This is a genomic window from Serratia sp. szju, from assembly GCF_044594185.1.
Taxonomy (GTDB): Bacteria; Pseudomonadota; Gammaproteobacteria; order Enterobacterales; family Enterobacteriaceae; genus Serratia; species Serratia bockelmannii.
Genome location: NZ_CP172576.1, coordinates 2,119,306 through 2,140,540 on the forward strand (window position 1 = coordinate 2,119,306; position 21,235 = coordinate 2,140,540).

Genomic DNA, 21,235 nt, shown 5'->3' on the forward strand with positions numbered 1-21,235 from the left:
AGGTCAGGATTTCGGTTTTGGCTGATGCCATAGCGCCATGCCGTTTTCCGGCACGCGCTTGAGGCAGCTGGCGAGCGGTTCGCCATCGGGGAAAATCAGATCGGGGGCGATTTCCGCCAGCGGGTAGAGCATGAATTCGCGCTCTTTCAGGCCGTAATGCGGTACGGTCAGGCGATCGGTATGGATCACCTTGTCGCCGTACAGCATGATGTCTAAATCGAGCGTGCGCGGCCCCCAGCGTTCATCCTTGCGCACGCGCCCCTGATTGCGTTCTATCGCCTGGGTATGGTCGAGCAGCTGTTCGGGCGGCAACAGGGTATCCAGCGCCACCACCGCGTTGAGAAAGTCCGGCTGGTTTTGCGGCCCCAGCGGCTTGGTGCGGTAAAACGAAGAACAGGTGACCAGCCGGGTGCGCGGGAGATGCTCCAGCGCCTCCAGCGCGGCGTTAACCTGTTGCAGCGGCTGCGCCAGGTTGCTGCCCAGCGCGATATAAACGCGGATCATTATGCCCCTTCTTTACGCGGTGCCCGGCGACGAGGGCGGCGTTGACGCGCGCGGCGCGGCGCCGGATCGTCACCCAGGGTGCTCAGCATGGCTTTCTGCCGCGCCGGCGTGGCGTCCTGGAACTCACCCCACCACTCGGCCAGACGCAGCATCTCCTGATTGTCTTCCACTTCCGCACGCAGCGCCAGCAAATCATAGGCGGCGCGGAATTTCGGATGTTCCATCAGTTTGTGCGCGCGTTTGCCCTGACGGCGTGACAGGCGCAGCTGCAGCTGCCAGATATCGCGCACCAGCGTGGTGATGCGTTTCGGGATCGCCAGCGAGCGGCACTGCTCGTCGAGTACGTCGTTCATCGCCAGCGCGAAGGCGTCGTAGTACGCCAGGCCGCTTTCCTGCGCCAGCTTCTGCGCGTGCTCCAGCAGCGGGTACCACAGCATGGCGGCAAACAGGAAGGCCGGGTTGACGCGCATGTCGTTCTGCAGACGGTGATCGGTGTTCTTCAGCACCTGCGCCAGAATGCGCTCCATCGGCGTATCGTGGTTCGGCGTGAAGTTGCGGGCGATCAGCGGGAACAGCGGTTGGAACAGCTGGTATTCGCACAGCTTCAGGTAGGTCTGGAAACCGTAACCCGCCTGCAGCAGCTTGAGGGATTCTTCGAACAGGCGCGCCGGCGGGATCTCGTGCAGCAGCGAGGCCAGGCGCGGGATCGGCTCGGCGGTCTCTTCGCTGATGCGCATATCCAGCTTGGCGGCGAAGCGCACCGCGCGCAGCATGCGCACCGGATCTTCGCGGTAGCGGGTTTCTGGATCGCCAATCAGGCGGATCACGCCTTGCTTCAGATCGTTCAGGCCGCCGACGTAATCGCGCAGGGTGAAATCCGCCACGCCGTAGTACAGGCTGTTGATGGTGAAATCACGGCGCTGGGCGTCCTCCTCGATCGAACCGAAGATGTTGTCGCGCAGCAGCATGCCGTTTTGCGCCTGCTGAGACGAGTTCTTGTCGGATTCCTGATTCTGTTCGTGGTGACCGCGGAAGGTGGCCACTTCGATGATCTCCGGCCCGAACATCACGTGCGCCAAGCGGAAACGGCGGCCGACCAGGCGGCAGTTGCGGAACAGCTTGCGCACTTGCTCCGGCGTGGCGTTGGTGGTGATGTCGAAGTCTTTCGGCTTTTTGCCGAGCAACAGATCGCGCACCCCGCCGCCGACCAGATAGGCCTCGTAGCCGGACTTGTTCAGGCGATAAAGCACTTTCAGCGCATTTTCGCTGATGTCTTTACGGGAGATCGAGTGCTGTTCGCGCGGGATCACGGTCATCGAGTCGTTGCTCTCGGCGATAGGAAAAGGCGGACGCTTGCGCGGCGTTGAGCGGCGGGCAGGGGCGTTGCTGCCGTTATCGGCGGCGCGCGGCTGCGGCGCAGGGCGGCTTGGCGCCGCGGCACGCTCTTCGCGGACTACGTTTTTATCGCCGGCCGCCGCGTCGTCGCGGGGCAGCTTGTCATCGCGGGTCAGTACCTTACGACAGAAGTTGGCTACTCGGGTAAAAATGGTACACCTCGATAGTGACTGATAAAAATGGAGCTAACAAAAAATAGCGGCTAATCATAGCTCACCATGGCTCCTTTGAGAATGCCGGCGTGTTTTCATCCAGAGGGATAGCCTCCTGACGCGGCACGTTTTCCAACCGCCAGTGTTCGATCGCCCAGCTCAATAATAATGGCAGGTCAAGATCTTGCCAGCTTTCCGGCAGCGGTTGGCGCAGAAATTTCAGCGCGGCGATCAGCACCGGCCGCGGATCGCCAGCGGGCAATGCCGGCGCATGGTTTTGCTTCGACAGCTTGATGCCGTTGGCACCCAGCGCCAGCGGCAGATGCACATAAGTGGGCACCGGCGCCTGCAGCTGGCGGTAAAGGGCAATTTGGCGCACCGTCGGTTCGATCAGATCGGCGCCGCGGACAATCTCGGTCACGCCCTGAAAATGGTCGTCGATCACCACCGCCAGGTTGTAAGCGAACAGCCCATCGCGGCGGCGAATGATAAAGTCTTCCCCCGCCAGCGCCGGATCGGCGTGCAATTCTCCCTGCAGGCGATCGTGGAACCGGTAAATGGGGGCGGTCTGACGCAAGCGGATGGCGGCGCCCTGCGGGCCGAGCTGCAAATCGCGGCAGTGGCCGTCGTACAATCCGCCGATGTGCTGGATGCGGCTGCGGGTGCAGGTGCAGTAATAGCTGAGCCCCTGGCGCTGCAACAGATCCAGCGCGGCGCGATAGGCGTCGTGACGTTGGGATTGATAGATAACCTGGCCGTCCCAGTGGAGACCATAATGTTCCAGCGCGGACAGGATGCGAGCGGCGGCGCCGGGGACTTCGCGCGGCGGGTCGATATCTTCGATGCGAACCAGCCACTGCCCGCGTTGGGCGCGAGCCTGAAGGTAGCTTCCCAGAGCGGCAATCAGCGAACCGAAATGCAGATCCCCGGAAGGCGATGGGGCAAAGCGCCCCACATAATGACTTTCTTGCATATCAGAGGGGAGAGGTTCCCTTTTCTCTGTGCGGCGCACGCAGGTGCGCACGCCGCAGCGGTAACAACGGTATTAGCCGGCCATCTGCTTTTCGCGGATCTCAGCCAGCGTCTTGCAGTCGATGCACAGATCGGCGGTCGGACGCGCTTCGAGGCGACGAATGCCGATCTCCACGCCACAAGATTCGCAGTAGCCGAAATCATCGTCTTCCACTTTCTTCAGCGTTTTCTCGATCTTTTTGATCAGTTTGCGTTCACGGTCACGGTTACGCAGTTCAAGGCTGAACTCTTCTTCCTGGGTAGCGCGGTCGGCCGGATCAGGGAAGTTGGCTGCCTCTTCTTGCATATGCGATACAGTACGGTCCACTTCGTCCCTGAGCTGGTTGCGCCACGCTTCAAGAATGCGCTTGAAATGCGACAACTGGGCGTCGTTCATGTACTCTTCGCCCGGCTTCTCTTGGTACGGCTCCACCCCAGCGATGGCGAGAATGCTCAAGGACGAGGTTTTACGGTTTTGCCCTTCTTGCATGTTGCTTCTCCTACATACACACGCACTATCGAATCCCCAATGCGGGGGAAAAACAGGCCGCTATAAATAACAGAAGGAAGGTAGGTTGGCAATTATTCCTGTCGCCCGCTTGACAATCGTGTGAAGGAGGGCGTATTTGGCGATCGTGCTGGCCGGTTGTCTATTTATAGGGACCCGACTGCGCTAATCGATAAAAAACGGCAGCTTATCGCAGAGATAAATACCGTCAGGTGATAATTTTGCCCCATAGCAAACCACTTCCACTCCCAACTGCCGGACCTGTGCCAACAGCGCCGCATAGCGCTCATCTATATGATGTGCCGGTGCGACCTGCTCAATACCGCTGTGTAACACGGCAAAGAACAACACCGCCCGTTGCCCGCTTTCAACCACGCTGAGCAACTCACGCAGGTGCTTTTGCCCTCTGAGCGTTACCGCATCAGGAAAGTAACCACGTTGTTGTTGCAGTAATGTGACTGACTTAACTTCAATATAGCAGTTAACCCGATTTTCTGCCTGTAATAACAAATCGATACGGCTGTTTTCACCGCCGTATTTCACTTCGCCACTAATTTTACTGTAACCGGATAATTCATTGATTAAATTGTGTTCAATTGCCTCGCGCACCAGCGCGTTGGCGCGCAGGGTGTTGACGCAGATCCAGTGTCCCTGTTGGGTATGGGTCAGCTCCCAGCTGTGGGCGTATTTACGTTTGGGGTTGTCCGAGGTGGAGTACCAAACGGTATCGCCGGGCGTGGCGCAGCCAGTCATGGCGCCGGTATTGGCGCAGTGCAGCGTAAAGGTTTCCCCTTCCGGGGTGATCACGTCCGCCAGAAAGCGCTTGTAACGTTTGATCAGCGTGGCGGAACGCAGCGGTGGAGAGAAAATCATGCGGATGCCTACTTGGCCAGCGGCCACTGTTCGAGGTGTTGATAGCGGGTGCGGCCGTTTTCGAACACCGACTCATATAAGGAAAAGGCGTCGGCGCTGAACGCCCAGCCCGGCGTCGCCGGCGGGATGGCTACCGGCTGGGTGGCGGCGCGCAGCAGCGTGATGTGCGGATGGAACGGCAGCGCGCTTTGGTGGCAGCCGCTGCGGGCGGCCTGCGAACGCAGCAGCTCGGCCAGCTGCAGCAGCCCGCGCGGTGCGCGGCGGGTGCCGAGCCAGACTACGCCGGGGCGCGGCCAATGGCCGAGATCGTCGAGCCGCATGCTGAAGCCGGGTTGAACGATGCGGCCGGCCAGTTTGCGCAGCGCCAGCTCTTTCTGCGCGGTGACCTCGCCAAGAAACGCCAGCGTCAGGTGCAAATTGGCCGCCGCCACCGGTCGGCCGGCCTCCGGCGCAAACGCCTCGGCGCGCCAGCGGATCACCTGCTGTTGCAGGGCATCAGGCAAAGACAGGGCGAAAAACAGGCGGCGCGAATTGGACATGGGGGCTCGGTAAATAATGACAAATCCGTCAGGAACAGACTTGAATGCGGTTTGCAACGGTCTCGCGCGAAGCGGGGCGCATGGATGAGCTCCGTACTATAGCTAACGACGCCGCAGTTTGAAAGGCTACGGGGGCAAAGCTAATGCTACACTGTACGCCGTTTAACGTTAACCACCACGGAGAGTTCAGTGTCTTCATTGCCCGTCAGCGCGGTGCTTGATGAGTTGCTGGCTGCGCTGCAGTCCGCTCCTCAGGTGCTGTTGCACGCCCCGACCGGCGCCGGTAAATCCACCTGGTTGCCGCTGCAGATCCTGGCTAAGGCCGGATTGCCGGGGCGCATTATCATGCTGGAGCCGCGGCGGCTGGCAGCGAAAAATGTCGCTTACCGCCTGGCACAGCAACTGGGGGAGGAGCCCGGCCAGACCGTGGGCTACCGCATGCGCGCCGAAAGTAAAAGCGGGCCGCAGACCCGGCTGGAAGTGGTGACGGAAGGCATTCTCACCCGCATGCTGCAGCAGGATGCCGAGCTGCAGGGCGTGTCGCTGGTGATCCTCGATGAATTTCACGAACGCAGTCTGCAGGCCGATTTGGCGCTGGCGCTGCTGCTCGACGTGCAGCAAGGGCTACGCGACGATCTGAAACTGCTGATCATGTCGGCCACGCTGGATAACGTCCGTATGACGCAGCTGTTGCCGCAGGCACCGGTGGTGGTGTCAGAGGGACGCAGCTTTCCGGTTGAACGTTTATATCAGCCGTTGGCCAGCCATCAGCGGCTGGAGGATGGCGTAGCGGCGGCGGTGAAGCGTCTGCTGGCCGAACAGCCGGGGTCTTTGCTGTTGTTCCTGCCGGGCGTAGCGGAGATCAATCGGGTGCTGGAGCGATTGACCGGCGAGGTGGCGAGCGATACCGATCTTTGCCCGCTGTATGGTGCCCTGCCTTTGGCGCAACAGCAAAAAGCGATTCAGCCGGCGGCGCCTGGCCGCCGCAAGGTGGTGCTGGCGACCAACATCGCCGAAACCAGCCTGACGATCGAGGGTATCCGACTGGTGGTGGACAGCGGCCTGGAGCGCGTGGCGCGTTACGACGTACGCAACGGTTTGACGCGGCTGGCGACGCAGCGCATCAGTCAGGCCTCGATGGTGCAGCGTGCCGGGCGCGCCGGGCGCCTGGAGCCGGGCCTTTGCTGGCATCTGTTCGCCAAAGAACAGGCGGAGCGCGCGGCGGAACATGCCGAACCGGAAATTTTACAGAGCGATCTCACCGGCTTCTGGCTCGAATTGCTGCAATGGGGGTGCCATGATCCGGCGCAGCTGACCTGGCTTGATGCGCCTCCGACGGCGGCATTGGCAGCGGCCAGGGCACTGTTGCACCGGCTGGGAGCCACGGATGACGGCGGCAAACTTACCGCGCCGGGGCGCCAGATGGCCGCGTTGGGGTGCGAGCCGCGGCTGGCGGCGATGCTGGTCGCCGGGGTGGCACTGAGCGCCGACGGCCTGGCGACGGCGGCGTTGCTGGCGGCATTGCTGGAAGAACCGCCGCGCGGCGGGCAGATGGATATCGGCTACTGGCTGAGCCGCCTGCAACCGAACTGGCGGCAGCGCGCCGCGCAGTTGACCAAACGCCTGCCGCAATGTGCGGGGCAAGTCGACGTCGATCTGGCGCCGCGCCTGTTAGCGCAGGCGTTTACCGATCGCATCGCCCAGCGCCGTGGCCAGGACGGCCGCTACCTGCTGGCCAACGGCCTGGGCGCGGCGATGAACCAGGACGAGGCGCTGTCGCGCGCCCCCTGGCTTATCGTTCCCAGCCTGTTGCAGGGCCACAACAGCCCCGATGCGCGTATCCTGCTGGCGCTGCCGGTGGACATCGAAGCCCTGGCGACGCAGCTGCCGGCGATCGTCACGCAGCGCACGGCGGTGGAATGGGATGAAGAGAAGGGCACGCTGCGCGCCTGGAAGCGCCAGCAGATCGGTCGTCTGACGCTGCGCGCTCAGCCGCTGGCCAAACCGGCGGACGAAGAGCTGCAGCAGGCGCTGCTCGACTGGGTGCGCGCACAGGGGTTGGCGGTGCTCAACTGGGAGGGGGCCGCTGAACAATTGCGGGTGCGCCTGCAGTGCGCGCAAGCCTGGCTGCCGGAGGCGGAGTGGCCGGCAATGGATGAAGAGCCGCTGCTGGCGGCGCTGGAGCAGTGGCTGTTGCCGTCGCTGAACGGCGTGCGCGATCTGCGCGGATTGAAGCAGGTCAACATCGCCGAGGCGCTGTCCCGTCTGCTGGACTGGCAGCAAAAGCAGCGGCTGGATAATGCGCTACCCACTCATTACACTGTGCCGACCGGCAGCCGCTTACCGATCCGTTATGAGGCGGGTAAACCGCCGGCGCTGGCGGTGCGTTTGCAGGAGGTGTTCGGCGAGCAGCGCAGCCCGATGTTGGCGGAGGGTCGCATCCCGGTGGTGCTTGAGTTACTCTCACCGGCGCACCGGCCGTTGCAAATCACCGGCGATCTGGCTGCCTTCTGGCAAGGCGCCTATCGCGAGGTGCAAAAAGAGATGAAGGGCCGCTACCCTAAACACGTTTGGCCGGACGATCCGGCCACGGCGGTACCGACGCGCCGAACGAAGAAATATCAGTAGGTCGCGATCATTTAAGGTTTGGAATTCAGATGTTTCTTCTGGTCAGCGCTGCGGCGTAGGCACAGATTAAGCGACTAATCATGGCCGGCAGTGTCGGCAAGCTCGGAGAACAACAGCCATGGCTGGGGATGACCGCGAGCCCATCGGGCGCAAAGGAAAACAACCAAAAAGCACCGCGTCGCGCAAGCCGCCGCGCCGTCGCCGAGACGACGATTATGACGATTACGAAGAAGACGAGTATGACGATGATGAGTATGAAGAGGAGGAGGAACGCATGCCGCGTAAGGTAAAAGCGACTCCACCGCGTAAAAAACGCCGTTGGCTCGGCCTGTTTATCAAACTGATCCTGGTGATCGCCGTTCTGTTGGCAATCTATGGCGTCTACCTGGACTCGCAGATCCGCAGCCGCATCGACGGTAAAGTCTGGCAGCTGCCGGCGGCAGTGTACGGCCGCATGGTCAACCTGGAACCGGGTATGCCGTACAGCAAGAAGGAGATGGTCAACCTGCTGGAAGGCATGCAGTATCGCCAGGTCAGCCGCATGACGCGCCCGGGCGAGTTTACCGTGCAGGCCAACAGCATCGAAATGCTGCGCCGCCCGTTCGACTTCCCGGATGGTAAAGAAGGGCAGATCCGTGCCCGCCTCGATTTCCAGAACAACCGTCTGGCGAAGATCGAAAACCTGGACAGCGGCCGCAGCTTCGGCTTCTTCCGCCTCGATCCGCGTCTTATCACCATGCTGCAGTCGCCTAACGGTGAACAGCGCCTGTTCGTGCCGCGTTCCGGTTTCCCGGATCTGTTGGTAGACACGCTGATTGCCACGGAAGACCGCCATTTCTATGAGCATGACGGCATCAGCCCGTACTCCATCGGCCGCGCGGTGCTGGCCAACCTGACCGCCGGTCGTGCGGTGCAGGGCGGCAGTACCCTGACGCAGCAGCTGGTGAAGAACCTGTTCCTGACCAACGAACGTTCGCTGTGGCGTAAGGCCAACGAAGCCTATATGGCACTGTTGGTGGATTACCGTTACAGCAAAGACCGCATCCTGGAGCTGTATCTGAACGAGGTGTACCTCGGCCAGAGCGGTAGCGACCAGATCCGCGGTTTCCCGCTGGCCAGCCTGTATTACTTCGGCCGTCCGGTGGACGAGCTGAGCCTCGATCAGCAGGCGTTGCTGGTCGGCATGGTCAAGGGCGCGTCGCTGTATAACCCGTGGCGCAACCCGAAACTGGCGCTGGAGCGCCGCAACCTGGTGCTCAAACTGTTGCAGAACCAGGGCGTGATCGACGGCGAGCTGTATGACATGCTGAGCGCGCGTCCGCTGGGCGTGCAGCCGAAAGGCGGCGTCATTACGCCACAGCCGGCGTTTATGCAGATGGTGCGTCAGGAACTGCAAACCAAGCTGGGCGATAAGGTCAATGACCTGTCCGGCGTGAAGATCTTCACCACGCTGGATCCGGTGTCGCAAGACGCGGCGGAAAAAGCGGTCGAAGACGGCATCCCGGCGCTGCGCGCTGCGCGTCACCTGCAGGATCTGGAAGCGGCGATGGTGATCGTCGATCGCTTCAGCGGTGAAGTACGCGCCATGGTCGGCGGCGCCAACCCGCAGTTCGCCGGCTTCAACCGCGCCATGCAGGCGCGCCGTCTGGTAGGCTCGCTGGCCAAGCCGCCGACGTACCTGACCGCGCTGTCCGAACCGGATAAATACCGCCTCAACACCTGGCTGGCGGATGCGCCGCTGTCGCTGAAACAGCCGAACGGCGCCGTCTGGCAGCCGAACAACTATGACCGTAAATTCCGCGGTCAGGTGATGCTGGTGGATGCGTTGGCCAACTCGCTGAACGTGCCGACGGTGAACCTCGGCCTGTCGGTCGGGCTGGATCAGATCAGCGCCACGCTGCAACGCCTGGGGATCCCGAAAGCGGAGATCAATCCGGTGCCTTCGATGCTGCTGGGGGCGATCGGCCTGACGCCGATGGAAGTCGCGCAGGAGTACCAGACCATCGCCAGCGGCGGTAACCGTGCGCCGCTGTCGGCGGTGCGTTCGGTGATCGCCGAAGACGGCACGGTGCTGTACCAGAGCTTCCCGCAGGCGGAACGCATGGTGCCGGCGCAGGCCGCTTACCTGACGCTGTACGCGATGCAGCAGGGCGTGGCGCGCGGGACCTCCCGCTCGCTGTCGGTGAAGTTCCCGAACTACAACCTGGCGGCGAAAACCGGTACCACCAACGATCTGCGCGACAGCTGGTTCGCTGGCATCGACGGCAAGGAAGTGGCGATCGCCTGGGTGGGGCGCGACAACAACGGCCCGGCCAAGCTGACCGGCGCCAACGGCGCGTTGACCCTCTATCGCCGCTATCTGGAAAACCAGACGCCGCTGCCGCTGATGCTGCAGCCGCCGGAAGGCATAAACCAGATGAGCATCGACTCTGCCGGCAACTTTATCTGCGGCGGCGGCAGCTGGCGCACCATCCCGGTCTGGACCGACAATCCGCAGGGATTGTGCCAGGCCAGCCAGGCGGCGGTGCAGCAACAGCAGCAACCGGCGGCGGGTGAGCAAAAAGATGGCGATGGCGTCGCCGGCTGGATCAAGGATATGTTCGGTCAGTAATCGCTACCGGGGCGTCGGCCCCGGTGAAAATTTTTCTTTGTTATTAGGCCCGTAACCTTGGTTGCGGGCTTTTTTGTTTTTCCGCTCGTTTTATTTCCCTGTTAACTACATGGCTAAGCGCCTAATCCTTAACCTATTTGCCCTATGAATTCGGCTTGCAGTTTAATTTGGCTTCTGCATAAAATGCGACGCTTATAATAATTATTATCGTTTACATTCGTCATTTAATAATTCATCAGAGAAATAAATCATGCCGACCAAGCGTCTTTCATCATCCGCGGCCAAGCAGGGCCGTCTCCCCGTCAGCGCGTTAGCGATCACCGTCGCTGCGGCGTTAGGCACGCTGGCGATGCCGGCTTTTTCCGCCGACGCCAAGCCGGCCGCCAAGGAAGACACGATTACCGTTGTGGGCGGCAGCAATTCCGCCCAGCAGGAAAGCGCCTGGGGGCCGGTCGGCACCTATGTCGCCAAACGTAGCGCCACCGGCACCAAAACCGATACGCCGATCGAAAAGAACCCGCAGTCCGTTTCCGTGGTGACGCGTGAAGAGATGGACATGCGCCAGCCGGATACGGTGAAAAGTGCGCTGGCTTATACCCCAGGTGTGATGATTGGGAATCGCGGAGCCTCCACTGCCTATGATGCTGTGAACATTCGTGGCTTCAGCTCTGTAGGTACCAATATGTACCTGGATGGTCTGAAGCTGCAGGACGATAACTATTCGATTTATCAGATCGACCCATACTTCTTGGAGCGGGCGGAAGTGCTGCGCGGGCCGTCTTCGGTATTGTATGGCAAAAGCAACCCAGGTGGGGTGGTCGCTCTGGTCAGTAAACGGCCGACAACAGAGACGCTGCGCGAGGTTCAATTCAAAATGGGGACAGATAATCTGTTCCAGACCGGTTTTGACTTCAGTGACGCCTTGGATGATGCGGGTGTTTATTCATATCGTCTGACAGGTGTGGCGCGCGATGAAGATCAGCAGCAGGTTGGCGAGAAAAGCAAACGTTATGCTATTGCTCCTTCCTTCAGCTGGCGACCTGATGATCGCACTTCTTTGACTTTCCTCAGCAGTTTCCAGGATGACCCTAGCGTTGGCTTCTATGGTTGGTTGCCGAAAGAAGGTACGGTGCAAAATGGCGTCAATGGTAAGTTACCAACCAGCTTCAACGACGGTGAGCCGGGCTATAACAACATTTCTCGCAAGCAGCAAATGGTGGGGTATGCCTTTGAACATGCTTTCGATGATGTTTGGACCGTGCGCCAAAACCTGCGCTATTCGAAAATGGATGTGGACTACCGTTCTATTTATGGTCTAGGCATTGATCCAGATAATTCCGCTGAGCTGAAGCGTGGCGTGATGAACTCCAAAGAGCATATGTCCAGCTTTGCAGTAGACACACAGGCGCAGGCCAAATTTGCTACCGGGCAAGTTGACCATATCGTGTTGATGGGCGTTGATTATATGCGTATGCGCAATGATGTCGTTTATCAATATGGCAGTGCATCCAATCTGAATGTCATTGCTCCACAATATGGCAATCGAAGCTATACCATTACCGGTGGCGCCAGTCAGGTTAACCGTCAGGAGCAGACCGGCCTGTATGTGCAAGATCAGGCTGAATGGAACAACTGGGTTCTGACGATGGGGGGGCGCTATGATTGGAGCGATACCAACAGCACCAATCGCCTGAACCAGAATTCCGTCTCTAAGCAGCAGGATAAACAGTTTACCGGCCGTGCTGGCTTGAACTATGTTTTCGAAAACGGCATCGCGCCTTATGTCAGCTACAGCGAATCGTTTGAGCCAACCTCAGGCACTGATTTTTCAGGTAATACGTTTGCTGCCTCTAAAGGCAAACAGTATGAGGCTGGGGTTAAATACGCACCTAAGGATCGTCCGATCACCGCCAGTTTGGCGCTTTACCAGTTGACTAAAACCAACAATAAAGTGGCCGATCCGAATCCCGAACATGCCTTCGCCAGTATATTGGGCGGTGAGATCCGTTCACGTGGTGTTGAGCTTGAAGCCAAAGCGGCGTTGACGGCCAATCTGAATATATTGGGTTCTTACACTTACACAAACACTGAATATACCAAAGACACTACGCTACAGGGCAACACGCCGGCGGCGATCCCTAAACACATGGCTTCTTTGTGGGCGGATTACACCTTCCATGAAACCGCGATCAGCGGCTTGACCTTGGGTTCCGGCGTTCGCTATGTCGGCTCCAGCTATGGCGACGAGGCCAATACGTTTAAAGTGAAGGACTACACGGTGTTTGATGCCGCGATAAAATATGATCTGGCGCGTTTCAATTTGCCGGGCTCTTCGATTGGCATCAATGTGAACAACCTGTTTGACAAAGAATATGTCTCCAGCTGCTTTGCTACCTATGGCTGCTACTGGGGCGCAGAACGCCAGGTGGTCGCCACCGCAACCTTCCGTTTCTAACCGGATAGCCGGGGCGGCGCCGCGTCGCCCCGGACAAAGCAGGATCTATGCAGGACAAACTTCTTAATCCCGGCGCGGCCTTCGCGCTGGATAACGCCAGCTTCGCCGTCCCCGGCCGGGTGCTGCTGCAACCGCTGTCGCTCAGTTTTCCCCAGGGCAAAGTCTGCGGCCTGATCGGCCATAACGGTTCCGGTAAATCCACCCTGTTGAAACTGCTCGGGCGGCACCATGCGCCCAGCGGCGGCCAGGTCTTGCTCAATCGGCAGCCGTTGGCGCAGTGGGACAGCAAATCCTTCGCCCGCCAGGTGGCCTACCTGCCGCAGCAGTTGCCGGCGGCGGAAGGCATGACGGTGCGCGAGCTGGTGGCCGTCGGCCGTTATCCGTGGCATGGCGCGCTGGGGCGTTTTGGCGCCAACGATCGCCAGTTGGTTGAAGAGGCCATTTCACTGGTGGGGCTGAAGCCGTTCGCCAACCGGCTGGTGGACAGCCTGTCCGGCGGCGAGCGCCAACGCGCCTGGCTGGCGATGATGGTGGCGCAAGACAGCCGCTGCCTGTTGCTCGACGAACCGACGTCGGCGCTGGATATCGCGCATCAGGTTGAGGTGCTGGCGCTGATCCAGCGCCTGAGCCGCGAACGCGATCTCACGGTGATCGCTGTGCTGCACGACATCAACATGGCGGCGCGCTACTGCGACCATTTGGTGGCGCTGCGCGGCGGTGAAATGATTGCCCAGGGCGGCCCGCTGGAACTGATGCAGGGGCCGGTGCTGGAGCAAATTTACGGTATTCCTATGGGCACGTTGCCGCACCCGAGCGGCGGCGCGCCGGTGAGTTTTGTCTACTGATGTCCTCTGCATTCACTTCTTCTCACGATCCGCTGCGCCGCCGCCTGTTGATGGCGCTGGCGCTGTCGCCGCTGTTGGGATCGTTGCCCGGGCGAGCGGCGGAGGCGCCGCCGGATATCGCGCGCGTTGCGGCGCTGGAATGGCTGCCGATCGAGCTGCTGTTGGCATTGGGCGTGACGCCGCTGGCGGTGGCCGATGTCCATAACTACAACCTGTGGGTGGCGGAGCCGAAGCTGCCGGCGACGGTGGTCGACGTCGGCCAGCGCACCGAACCGAATCTCGAACTGCTGCAGCAGCTCCAGCCTTCGCTGGTGTTGCTGTCGCAGGGCTATGGCCCGACGCCGCGAAAAATCCAACCCATCGCGCCAACCATGAGCTTCGGCTTCAACGATGGCAGCGGCAAACCGCTGACCGTCGCCCGCCAGTCGCTGCTGGCGCTGGGGCAACGATTAGGCATAGAAAGCCGGGCGATAAACCACCTGGCGCAGTTCGACCGCTTTATGCAGGACGCCCGTCAGCGCCTGCAAAGCTACACCCGCCAACCGTTGCTGCTGTTTTCCCTGATAGACACGCGCCATGCGTTGATCATCGGCCAGAAAAGCCTGTTCCAGGAAGCGATGGACCAACTGGGCATCCGCAATGCCTGGCAGGAGCCAACCGACTTTTGGGGCACGGCGGTGGTGGGGATTGAACGGTTGGCCACGGTGCGTAACGCCCGAGTCATCTATCTCGATCACGGTAATCAGGCGATGATGGACAAGGTCAGCGCGACGCCGCTGTGGCAGTCATTGCCTTTTGTGCGGCAAAACCAGCTGCGGCAGGTGCCGGCGGTGTGGTTCTATGGCGCCACGCTGTCGACGATGCGTTTCTGCCGTTTATTGGCACAAGCTCAGGAGAGTGCGTCATGAATGCGGGCATCCGGAAATTGCCGCTGACGCTGATCCTGCTGTTGCTGGCGGCGGCAGGTGGCCTGACGATATACAACCTGACGCAGCAGCTGCCGCCGGCGCAATGGGCACGGGCGCTCAGCGCGCCGGACATCGACGACGTGCGGCAAATGCTGTTCCATTACAGCCTGCTGCCTCGGTTGACGGTGTCGCTGTTGGCCGGCGCCGGCCTGGGGTTGGTCGGCGTGCTGTTCCAGCAGGTGTTGCGCAATCCGTTGGCGGAACCGTCGACGCTCGGCGTGGCCGCCGGTGCGCAGCTCGGCCTGACCATCGCCACGCTGTGGGTGCTGCCGGGGGGCGAATTTACCCGCCAACTGGCCGCTATGGTGGGTGCGATTGTGGTGGGCGGGCTGGTGTTCGGCGTCGCCTGGGGAAAGCGGATGTCGCCGGTGACGCTGATTCTGGCCGGGCTGGTGTTGGGACTGTACTGCGGCGCGGTCAACAGCTTGTTGGCGCTGTTTCATTACGATCAGCTGCAGGGCATGTTCCTGTGGGGCACCGGCGCGCTGAACCAACAGGATTGGAGCGCCGTACAGTTCCTCCTGCCGCGTTTGCTGGTGGCAGGCCTGCTGGCGGCGCTGTTGCTGCGCCCGCTGACGCTGCTGGGGCTGGACGACGGCGTGGCGCGCAACCTGGGGTTGGGGCTATCGATGGCGCGCTTCTGCGCCTTGGGGCTGGCCATCATTTTCAGCGCCATGTTGGTGAGCGCGGTGGGCGTTATCGGCTTTATCGGCCTGTTTGCGCCGCTGATGGCGAAGATGCTGGGCGCTCGCCGCCTGGCGCATCGCATGATGTTGGCGCCGTTGCTGGGGGCGTTGCTGCTGTGGCTGACCGATCAGGTGATGCTCGGGGTGACGCAGGTGTGGCGTGAGATCCCGACCGGCGCGGCCACTGCGCTGTTCGGCGCACCGCTGCTGCTGTGGCTGTTGCCGCGTTTGCGCAGCGCCACCACGCCGCCGCCGATGAACCTTGGCGACAAGGTGCCTGCCGAGCGCGGGAATCTGCCCGGCTGGATCCTGCTGGGTGGCCTCGTATTGCTGATCGGTCTGACGCTGGCGCTGATGCTGGGCAAAAATGCCGGCGGTTGGCACTGGAGCCTGGGTGCGGAGCTGGATTCCCTGCTGCCGTGGCGCTGGCCGCGGGTGCTGTCGGCGCTGGCGGCGGGCATGATGCTGGCGGTCGCCGGCACGTTGATCCAGAAATTGACCGGCAACCCGATGGCCAGCCCGGAAGTGTTGGGGATCAGCTCCGGCGCCGCTTTTGGCGTCGTGATGATGCTGTTTATGGTGCCGGGCGACGCCTTCGTTTGGCTGCTGCCCGCCGGCAGTTTGGGAGCGGCCGCTACGCTGCTGATCATCATGATCGCCGCAGGCCGCGGCGGTTTCTCGACGGAACGCATGCTGCTCGCCGGTATCGCGCTCAGCACCGCCTTTACTACCGTCATCTTCCTGCTGTTGGCCAGCGGCGATCCGCGTATGGGGGGCTTGCTGACCTGGCTCTCCGGTTCGACCTATTCGGTGGAGCCGGCGCAGGCGCTGCGTACCGCGCTGGTGGCCGCCGGCCTGATGGTATTGGCGCCGCTGTGCCGCCGTTGGTTGACCATCCTGCCGCTCGGCGGCGCCACCGCCCGCTCGGTGGGCATTGCGCTGACGCCGGCGCGGTTGACCATTTTGTTGCTGGCTGCCACCCTGACCGCCATGGCGACCCTGACCGTCGGGCCGTTGAGCTTTGTCGGGCTGATGGCGCCGCATATGGCGCGTATGCTGGGCTTCCGCCGCGCGCTGCCGCAAATGGTGATCGCCGCGCTGCTGGGCGGCTTGCTGATGGTGTTTGCCGACTGGTGCGGGCGTATGCTGCTGTTCCCGTATCAGATCCCCGCCGGGTTATTGGCGACCTTTATCGGTGCGCCGTACTTCGTTTATCTGTTGCGTAAGCAGACGTCGTAAGCTTCAGCCCTACTTTGCTTTCTCCGCCATCAAAGGCCCAGCGTTGCTGGGCCTTTTTTCAACGCCTTGCAAGGCGTTGCGTGCCGCTACGCAAGAAAGACATTTAACGTGAAAAGGAACGCGGGAAGAGAGGGGGAGGTGAATATACTGCGGGCGGGTGCTCTGGATCTTTGTCTCTGGAGCCTGCGTGAAAGATACAAAGAGAAAAGCCCCGAGTCGATATCCATCAACCCGAGGCCTACTCTAACGCACGACAACGTTAAGTTAGCCTCTTACCCGCCGCGAGGCAAGGAGAAGAAGGCATGATGCCGAACAAACGGAGCCTGTTAAAATTGGTGGTTATTTGTGCCACGGTAATATCACTGGCATGGATAACCCGCAGCACGCTGTGTGAGCTGCGTATCCGATCGGGCACTACGGAGGTTGCGGCCATTTTGGCTTACGAATCCGAACGGTAAGGCAACCCGGCGGCGGGGGCTTTGCCTCCGCCGGCCGGCAGTCGATGCGTTGATCCAGGAGCACCCATCCGTTCAAAAAAAACGGCGAGCCTTGGCTCGCCGTTTTCATGTTGATGTCGGGGCTTATTTCAGGCCGGCGGCATCGCGCAGCAGTGCGGCTTTGTCGGTCGCTTCCCACGGGAAGTGCTCGCGGCCGAAGTGGCCGTAGGCGGCAGTTTCGCGGTAGATCGGCTGCAGCAGATCCATCATCTGGATCAGGCCGTATGGGCGCAGATCGAAGAATTCGCGCACCAGCAGCGTCAGCTGTTCGGTTGGCACTTTCTCGGTACCGAAGGTTTCCACCATGATGGAGGTCGGTTCCGCTACGCCGATAGCGTAAGACACCTGAATCTCGCAGCGATCGGCCAGGCCGGCGGCAACGATGTTTTTCGCCACGTAGCGCGCCGCGTAAGCTGCGGAACGGTCAACCTTGGACGGATCCTTACCGGAGAAGGCGCCGCCGCCGTGGCGAGCCATGCCGCCGTAGGTGTCGACGATGATCTTACGGCCGGTCAGGCCGCAGTCGCCCATCGGGCCGCCGATAACGAAACGGCCGGTCGGGTTGATGTGGTATTTGGTGCCCGCCGTCAGCCATTCCGCCGGCAGTACCGGCTTGATGATCTCTTCCATCACCGCTTCTTGCAGATCTTTCAGCGAGATGTCTTCTGAGTGCTGGGTGGACAGCACCACGGCGTCGATGCCGACGATTTTGCCGTCGTCGTACTGGAAGGTCACCTGGCTCTTCGCATCCGGGCGCAGCCACGGCAGGGTGCCGTTTTTGCGCACTTCGGACTGGCGCTGCACCAGACGGTGCGCGTAGGTGACCGGTGCAGGCATCAGCACGTCGGTTTCGTTGGTGGCGTAGCCAAACATCAAGCCCTGATCGCCGGCGCCCTGCTCGAGAGGATCGGTACGGTCAACGCCCTGATTGATGTCCGGGGATTGTTTGCCGATGGCGCTCAAGACTGCACAGGAGTTGGCGTCAAAGCCCATGTCCGAATGAACGTAGCCGATCTCGCGCACGGTCTTGCGGGTAATCTCTTCGATATCGACCCAGGCACTGGTGGTGATTTCACCGCCGACCAGCACCATACCGGTTTTCACGTAAGTTTCGCAGGCGACGCGCGCTTTCGGATCTTGTTCCAGGATGGCGTCGAGGACGGCATCGGAGATCTGGTCGGCGATTTTATCGGGATGTCCTTCGGAGACGGATTCGGACGTGAAGAGGTGTTTAGCCATTGTGTTCTTTACCTTGCATAAGACGGGTTAGAAATTACTGCACAGCGCTGGAGATCCGGCATCGAAGCGAAGGGTCTTCCGCTGATGGCGCGAGATGCATCCTGCAACGCCCCTCAGGCAAAGCCGTTAAGCAGTTTATCAGTTAACCAGTATAGATGGATTAACATCTGGACGTCTATTTTAGGTCAGGGTTTAGCCAGATTGCCAGTAATTTTTTGCGCTTTCGCTCTTTTGCGCAAACGGGTTGGCGCCATTTTCATCGCTTGAAACAGTTTTCGGCGAATTTTCATTTTGCTTTTTCACCTGCTTACCGGTATAAACTGCGCGCGCGGTTCATTTGATGCACAGTACGGCGGTCTGGCGTGGGGGAAGGAGCGATAAACTTCCGCTTTGCATTCGCCAGCGTTGCGCTATTATCCGTCGCGGGCGTTCGCCGCTTCATCGAACGGTCACGTTCTTACACTATATTTAGAGGCTGGGTCGTTCACTCCGAACGGCGCGCGTGGAGGTGGTTGGATTAATGATCCGTTGTCTACCGGTTGTTGGTTCTCAACAGCAGTGCCGTTCTGGCGCACATTCTTCTGCTATTTCCCGTCTTGTCTCTCTGTCACTTACCAGGTGCGATAAACACTTGGCCGCTACTCAGGATTCTCGGGCCGGCTAACGGTCGTCTGAAGAACTGAACAAGGGTAGCCTGCAGCCTTCCTGTGGGATGTTTCTTGGCCCGATTCACGAGGTTTGAACAGGGTGTCTTACAATTATATGAGTGATAAACCGATCGCTGACCGCGAACGGCAGTTCTCTTCGCTGCCGCCGGCGCGGCTTGTTGGGTTGTTCTCGCGGGTTGTAGCTGCGATAGTGGCTGACGGTTTCGTCAGTAGGGAATGTGAGGCGAACCATGTCTGATGATCTGTTGATTCACCGTCCGCCGGTTGCGGGCGAGTCTTTATCTTTGCGCTCCATGCAGGAGGTTGCCATGAATGATCGTAATGCCAGCAAGATGCTGCGTACTTATAACGTCGCCTACTGGGGCAACAATTACTATGACGTCAACGAGCTGGGCCATATCAGCGTGTGCCCGGATCCGGATGTCCCGCAGGCGCGCGTCGATCTGGCAGAACTGGTGAAAACGCGCCAGCAAGACGGCCAACGTCTGCCGGCGCTGTTCTGCTTCCCGCAGATCCTTCAGCATCGCCTGCGCTCTATCAACGCCGCGTTCAAACGCGCGCGTGAATCCTTCGGCTACCAGGGCGGTTATTTCCTGGTGTATCCGATCAAGGTGAACCAACACCGCCGCGTGATTGAATCGCTGGTGAACTCCGGCGAACCGCTGGGGCTGGAAGCCGGCTCCAAGGCCGAACTGATGGCGGTGCTGGCGCATGCCGGCATGACCCGTTCGGTGATCGTCTGTAATGGTTATAAAGATCGTGAATATATTCGTCTGGCGCTGATCGGGGAAAAGCTGGGGCACAAGGTGTACCTGGTGATCGAGAAGATGTCCGAGATCAACCTGGTGCTGGAAGAGGCCGAGCGGCTGAACGTCATACCGCGCCTGGGCGTGCGTGCGCGTCTGGCATCGCAAGGCTCCGGCAAATGGCAGTCGAGCGGCGGGGAAAAATCCAAGTTCGGTCTGGCGGCGGTGCAGGTGCTGAAGCTGGTGGAGACCCTGCGTGAAGCGGGCCGCCTCGACAGCCTGCAGCTGCTGCACTTCCATTTGGGTTCGCAGCTGGCCAATATTCGCGACATCGCCACCGGCGTGCGCGAATCGGCGCGCTTCTACGTTGAGCTGCACAAGTTGGGCGTCAACATTCAGTGCTTCGACGTGGGCGGCGGCTTGGGCGTCGACTACGAAGGCACCCGTTCGCAGTCCGATTGCTCGGTCAACTACGGCCTGAACGAATATGCCAACAACGTGATTTGGGGCATCGGCGACGCCTGTAACGAACACGGCCTGCCGCACCCGACGGTGATCACCGAGTCCGGTCGCGCCGTGACCGCGCACCACACGGTGCTGGTCTCCAACGTGATTGGCGTCGAGCGCAACGAGTTCAGCGAACCGCAGCCGCCGGAAGCCGACGCGCCGCGCGCGCTGGAAAGCATGTGGGAAACCTGGCTGGAAATGAACGAGCCGGAGAACCGCCGCTCGCTGCGCGAATGGCTGCACGACAGCCAGATGGATCTGCACGACGTGCATACCCAATACGCGCACGGCATGCTGGACCTGACCAAGCGCGCCTGGGCCGAGCAGCTGTATCTGAACATCTGCAACAAGATCCAGCAGCAGCTCGATCCGAGCAACCGCGCGCACCGTCCTATCATCGACGAACTGCAAGAGCGCATGGCGGACAAGTTCTACGTCAACTTCTCGCTGTTCCAGTCGATGCCGGATGCATGGGGCATCGACCAGCTGTTCCCGGTGCTGCCGCTGGAAGGGCTGGATAAGCCGCCGGAAGGCCGTGCGGTGCTGCTCGACATCACCTGCGACTCCGACGGCACCATCGATCATTACGTCGACGGCGACGGCGTGGCGACCACCATGCCGATGCCGCCGTACGATCCGGAGAACCCGCCGGCGTTGGGCTTCTTCATGGTCGGCGCGTACCAGGAGATCCTTGGCAACATGCACAACCTGTTCGGCGACACCGCCTCGGTTGACGTGTACGTGTTCCCGGACGGCAGCGTCGAGACCGAGCTGTCCGACGAGGGCGATACCGTGGCGGACATGCTGGAGTATGTGCAGCTCGATCCGAGCGCGCTGCTGTCCAAGTTCCGCGATCAGGTCAAAGAAACCGATCTGGACAGCGAGCTGCAGGCGCAGTTCCTGGAAGAATTTGAGGCCGGTCTGTACGGTTATACGTATCTGGAAGACGAGTGATGAAATGAAGAAAGGCCGGGCGTCGTTAAGGCGCCTGGCCTTTTCTTTTCTGTTGCACGACTATGATACGGATGGCGTGTAGGTTGCAGACCGCTATGCTGCCGTTCGAACGGCGGCGCAGAGCGTAGCGGGCTTTTGCCGCCCTGATACCACGCCTAACTCTGCAGCAGTGAGCTCAACGCGTTACGAAAAGTCTGTTTTCTTTCATCT

General features: G+C 60.7%; 15 protein-coding genes. 8 read left to right on the forward strand and 7 right to left on the reverse strand.

Annotated features, from left to right (window positions below; all coding sequences use genetic code 11):
* Positions 1-3: 3 nt before the first annotated feature.
* The 6 genes from folK to thpR form a co-directional block, all read right to left on the reverse strand.
* Positions 4-504 carry a 2-amino-4-hydroxy-6-hydroxymethyldihydropteridine diphosphokinase gene (gene folK, locus RE418_RS09955; RefSeq protein WP_043141296.1) on the reverse strand — a complete coding sequence of 167 codons (501 nt, stop codon included), beginning with the start codon at positions 502-504 and terminating at the stop codon, positions 4-6.
* On the reverse strand, positions 504-2,051 hold the full coding sequence (gene pcnB, locus RE418_RS09960; protein ID WP_071826146.1) for a polynucleotide adenylyltransferase PcnB: 1,548 nt from the start codon (positions 2,049-2,051) through the stop codon (positions 504-506). The genes folK and pcnB overlap by 1 nt, the downstream gene beginning before the upstream one ends.
* 61 nt (positions 2,052-2,112) lie before the next feature.
* Complete coding sequence (gene gluQRS / locus RE418_RS09965) at positions 2,113-3,024, reverse strand: tRNA glutamyl-Q(34) synthetase GluQRS (RefSeq protein WP_089181279.1); 912 nt, start codon at positions 3,022-3,024, stop codon at positions 2,113-2,115.
* A gap of 72 nt (positions 3,025-3,096) precedes the next feature.
* Positions 3,097-3,552, reverse strand: coding sequence for an RNA polymerase-binding protein DksA (gene dksA, locus RE418_RS09970; protein WP_004937569.1), 456 nt, complete (start codon positions 3,550-3,552; stop codon positions 3,097-3,099).
* 183 nt (positions 3,553-3,735) lie between these two features.
* Positions 3,736-4,443, reverse strand: a complete 708-nt coding sequence (gene sfsA, locus RE418_RS09975) for a DNA/RNA nuclease SfsA (RefSeq protein ID WP_004937572.1) — start codon at positions 4,441-4,443, stop codon at positions 3,736-3,738.
* Positions 4,444-4,451: 8 nt separating this feature from the next.
* Positions 4,452-4,982 (reverse strand): RNA 2',3'-cyclic phosphodiesterase, encoded by a 531-nt coding sequence (gene thpR, locus RE418_RS09980; RefSeq protein WP_089181278.1) that lies wholly within the window; start codon positions 4,980-4,982, stop codon positions 4,452-4,454.
* 189 nt (positions 4,983-5,171) lie between these two features.
* On the opposite strand from thpR, the gene hrpB reads away from it, so the two are divergent.
* The 7 genes from hrpB to RE418_RS10015 all read left to right on the forward strand — a co-directional run bounded on the left by hrpB (position 5,172) and on the right by RE418_RS10015 (position 16,872).
* Complete coding sequence (gene hrpB / locus RE418_RS09985; RefSeq protein WP_197836010.1) at positions 5,172-7,610, forward strand: ATP-dependent helicase HrpB; 2,439 nt, start codon at positions 5,172-5,174, stop codon at positions 7,608-7,610.
* A 118-nt stretch (positions 7,611-7,728) separates the two neighbouring features.
* Entirely contained in the window at positions 7,729-10,221 is a 2,493-nt protein-coding gene (gene mrcB / locus RE418_RS09990; RefSeq protein ID WP_025304218.1) for a bifunctional glycosyl transferase/transpeptidase, read from the forward strand.
* Positions 10,222-10,471: 250 nt separating this feature from the next.
* On the forward strand, positions 10,472-12,676 hold the full coding sequence (gene fhuA, locus RE418_RS09995) for a ferrichrome porin FhuA (RefSeq protein WP_049208416.1): 2,205 nt from the start codon (positions 10,472-10,474) through the stop codon (positions 12,674-12,676).
* A 47-nt stretch (positions 12,677-12,723) separates the two neighbouring features.
* Positions 12,724-13,521 carry a Fe3+-hydroxamate ABC transporter ATP-binding protein FhuC gene (fhuC, locus tag RE418_RS10000; protein ID WP_060434503.1) on the forward strand — a complete coding sequence of 266 codons (798 nt, stop codon included), beginning with the start codon at positions 12,724-12,726 and terminating at the stop codon, positions 13,519-13,521.
* A complete protein-coding gene (fhuD, locus tag RE418_RS10005) occupies positions 13,521-14,429 on the forward strand; it encodes a Fe(3+)-hydroxamate ABC transporter substrate-binding protein FhuD (RefSeq protein ID WP_089181277.1) in 909 nt (302 codons plus the stop codon). Before fhuC ends, fhuD begins: the two co-directional genes overlap by 1 nt.
* Positions 14,426-16,414, forward strand: a complete 1,989-nt coding sequence (fhuB, locus tag RE418_RS10010) for a Fe(3+)-hydroxamate ABC transporter permease FhuB (RefSeq protein ID WP_049296223.1) — start codon at positions 14,426-14,428, stop codon at positions 16,412-16,414. Before fhuD ends, fhuB begins: the two co-directional genes overlap by 4 nt.
* Positions 16,415-16,719: 305 nt before the next feature.
* Entirely contained in the window at positions 16,720-16,872 is a 153-nt protein-coding gene (locus RE418_RS10015; RefSeq protein WP_004937610.1) for a Hok/Gef family protein, read from the forward strand.
* A 123-nt stretch (positions 16,873-16,995) separates the two neighbouring features.
* Here RE418_RS10015 and metK read toward each other — a convergent pair whose 3' ends face one another.
* Positions 16,996-18,150, reverse strand: coding sequence for a methionine adenosyltransferase (gene metK / locus RE418_RS10020; RefSeq protein WP_016926681.1), 1,155 nt, complete (start codon positions 18,148-18,150; stop codon positions 16,996-16,998).
* A gap of 898 nt (positions 18,151-19,048) precedes the next feature.
* Here metK and speA point away from each other — a divergent pair.
* Positions 19,049-21,025, forward strand: coding sequence for a biosynthetic arginine decarboxylase (speA, locus tag RE418_RS10025; RefSeq protein WP_004937600.1), 1,977 nt, complete (start codon positions 19,049-19,051; stop codon positions 21,023-21,025).
* The last annotated feature ends 210 nt before the right edge of the window (positions 21,026-21,235 follow it).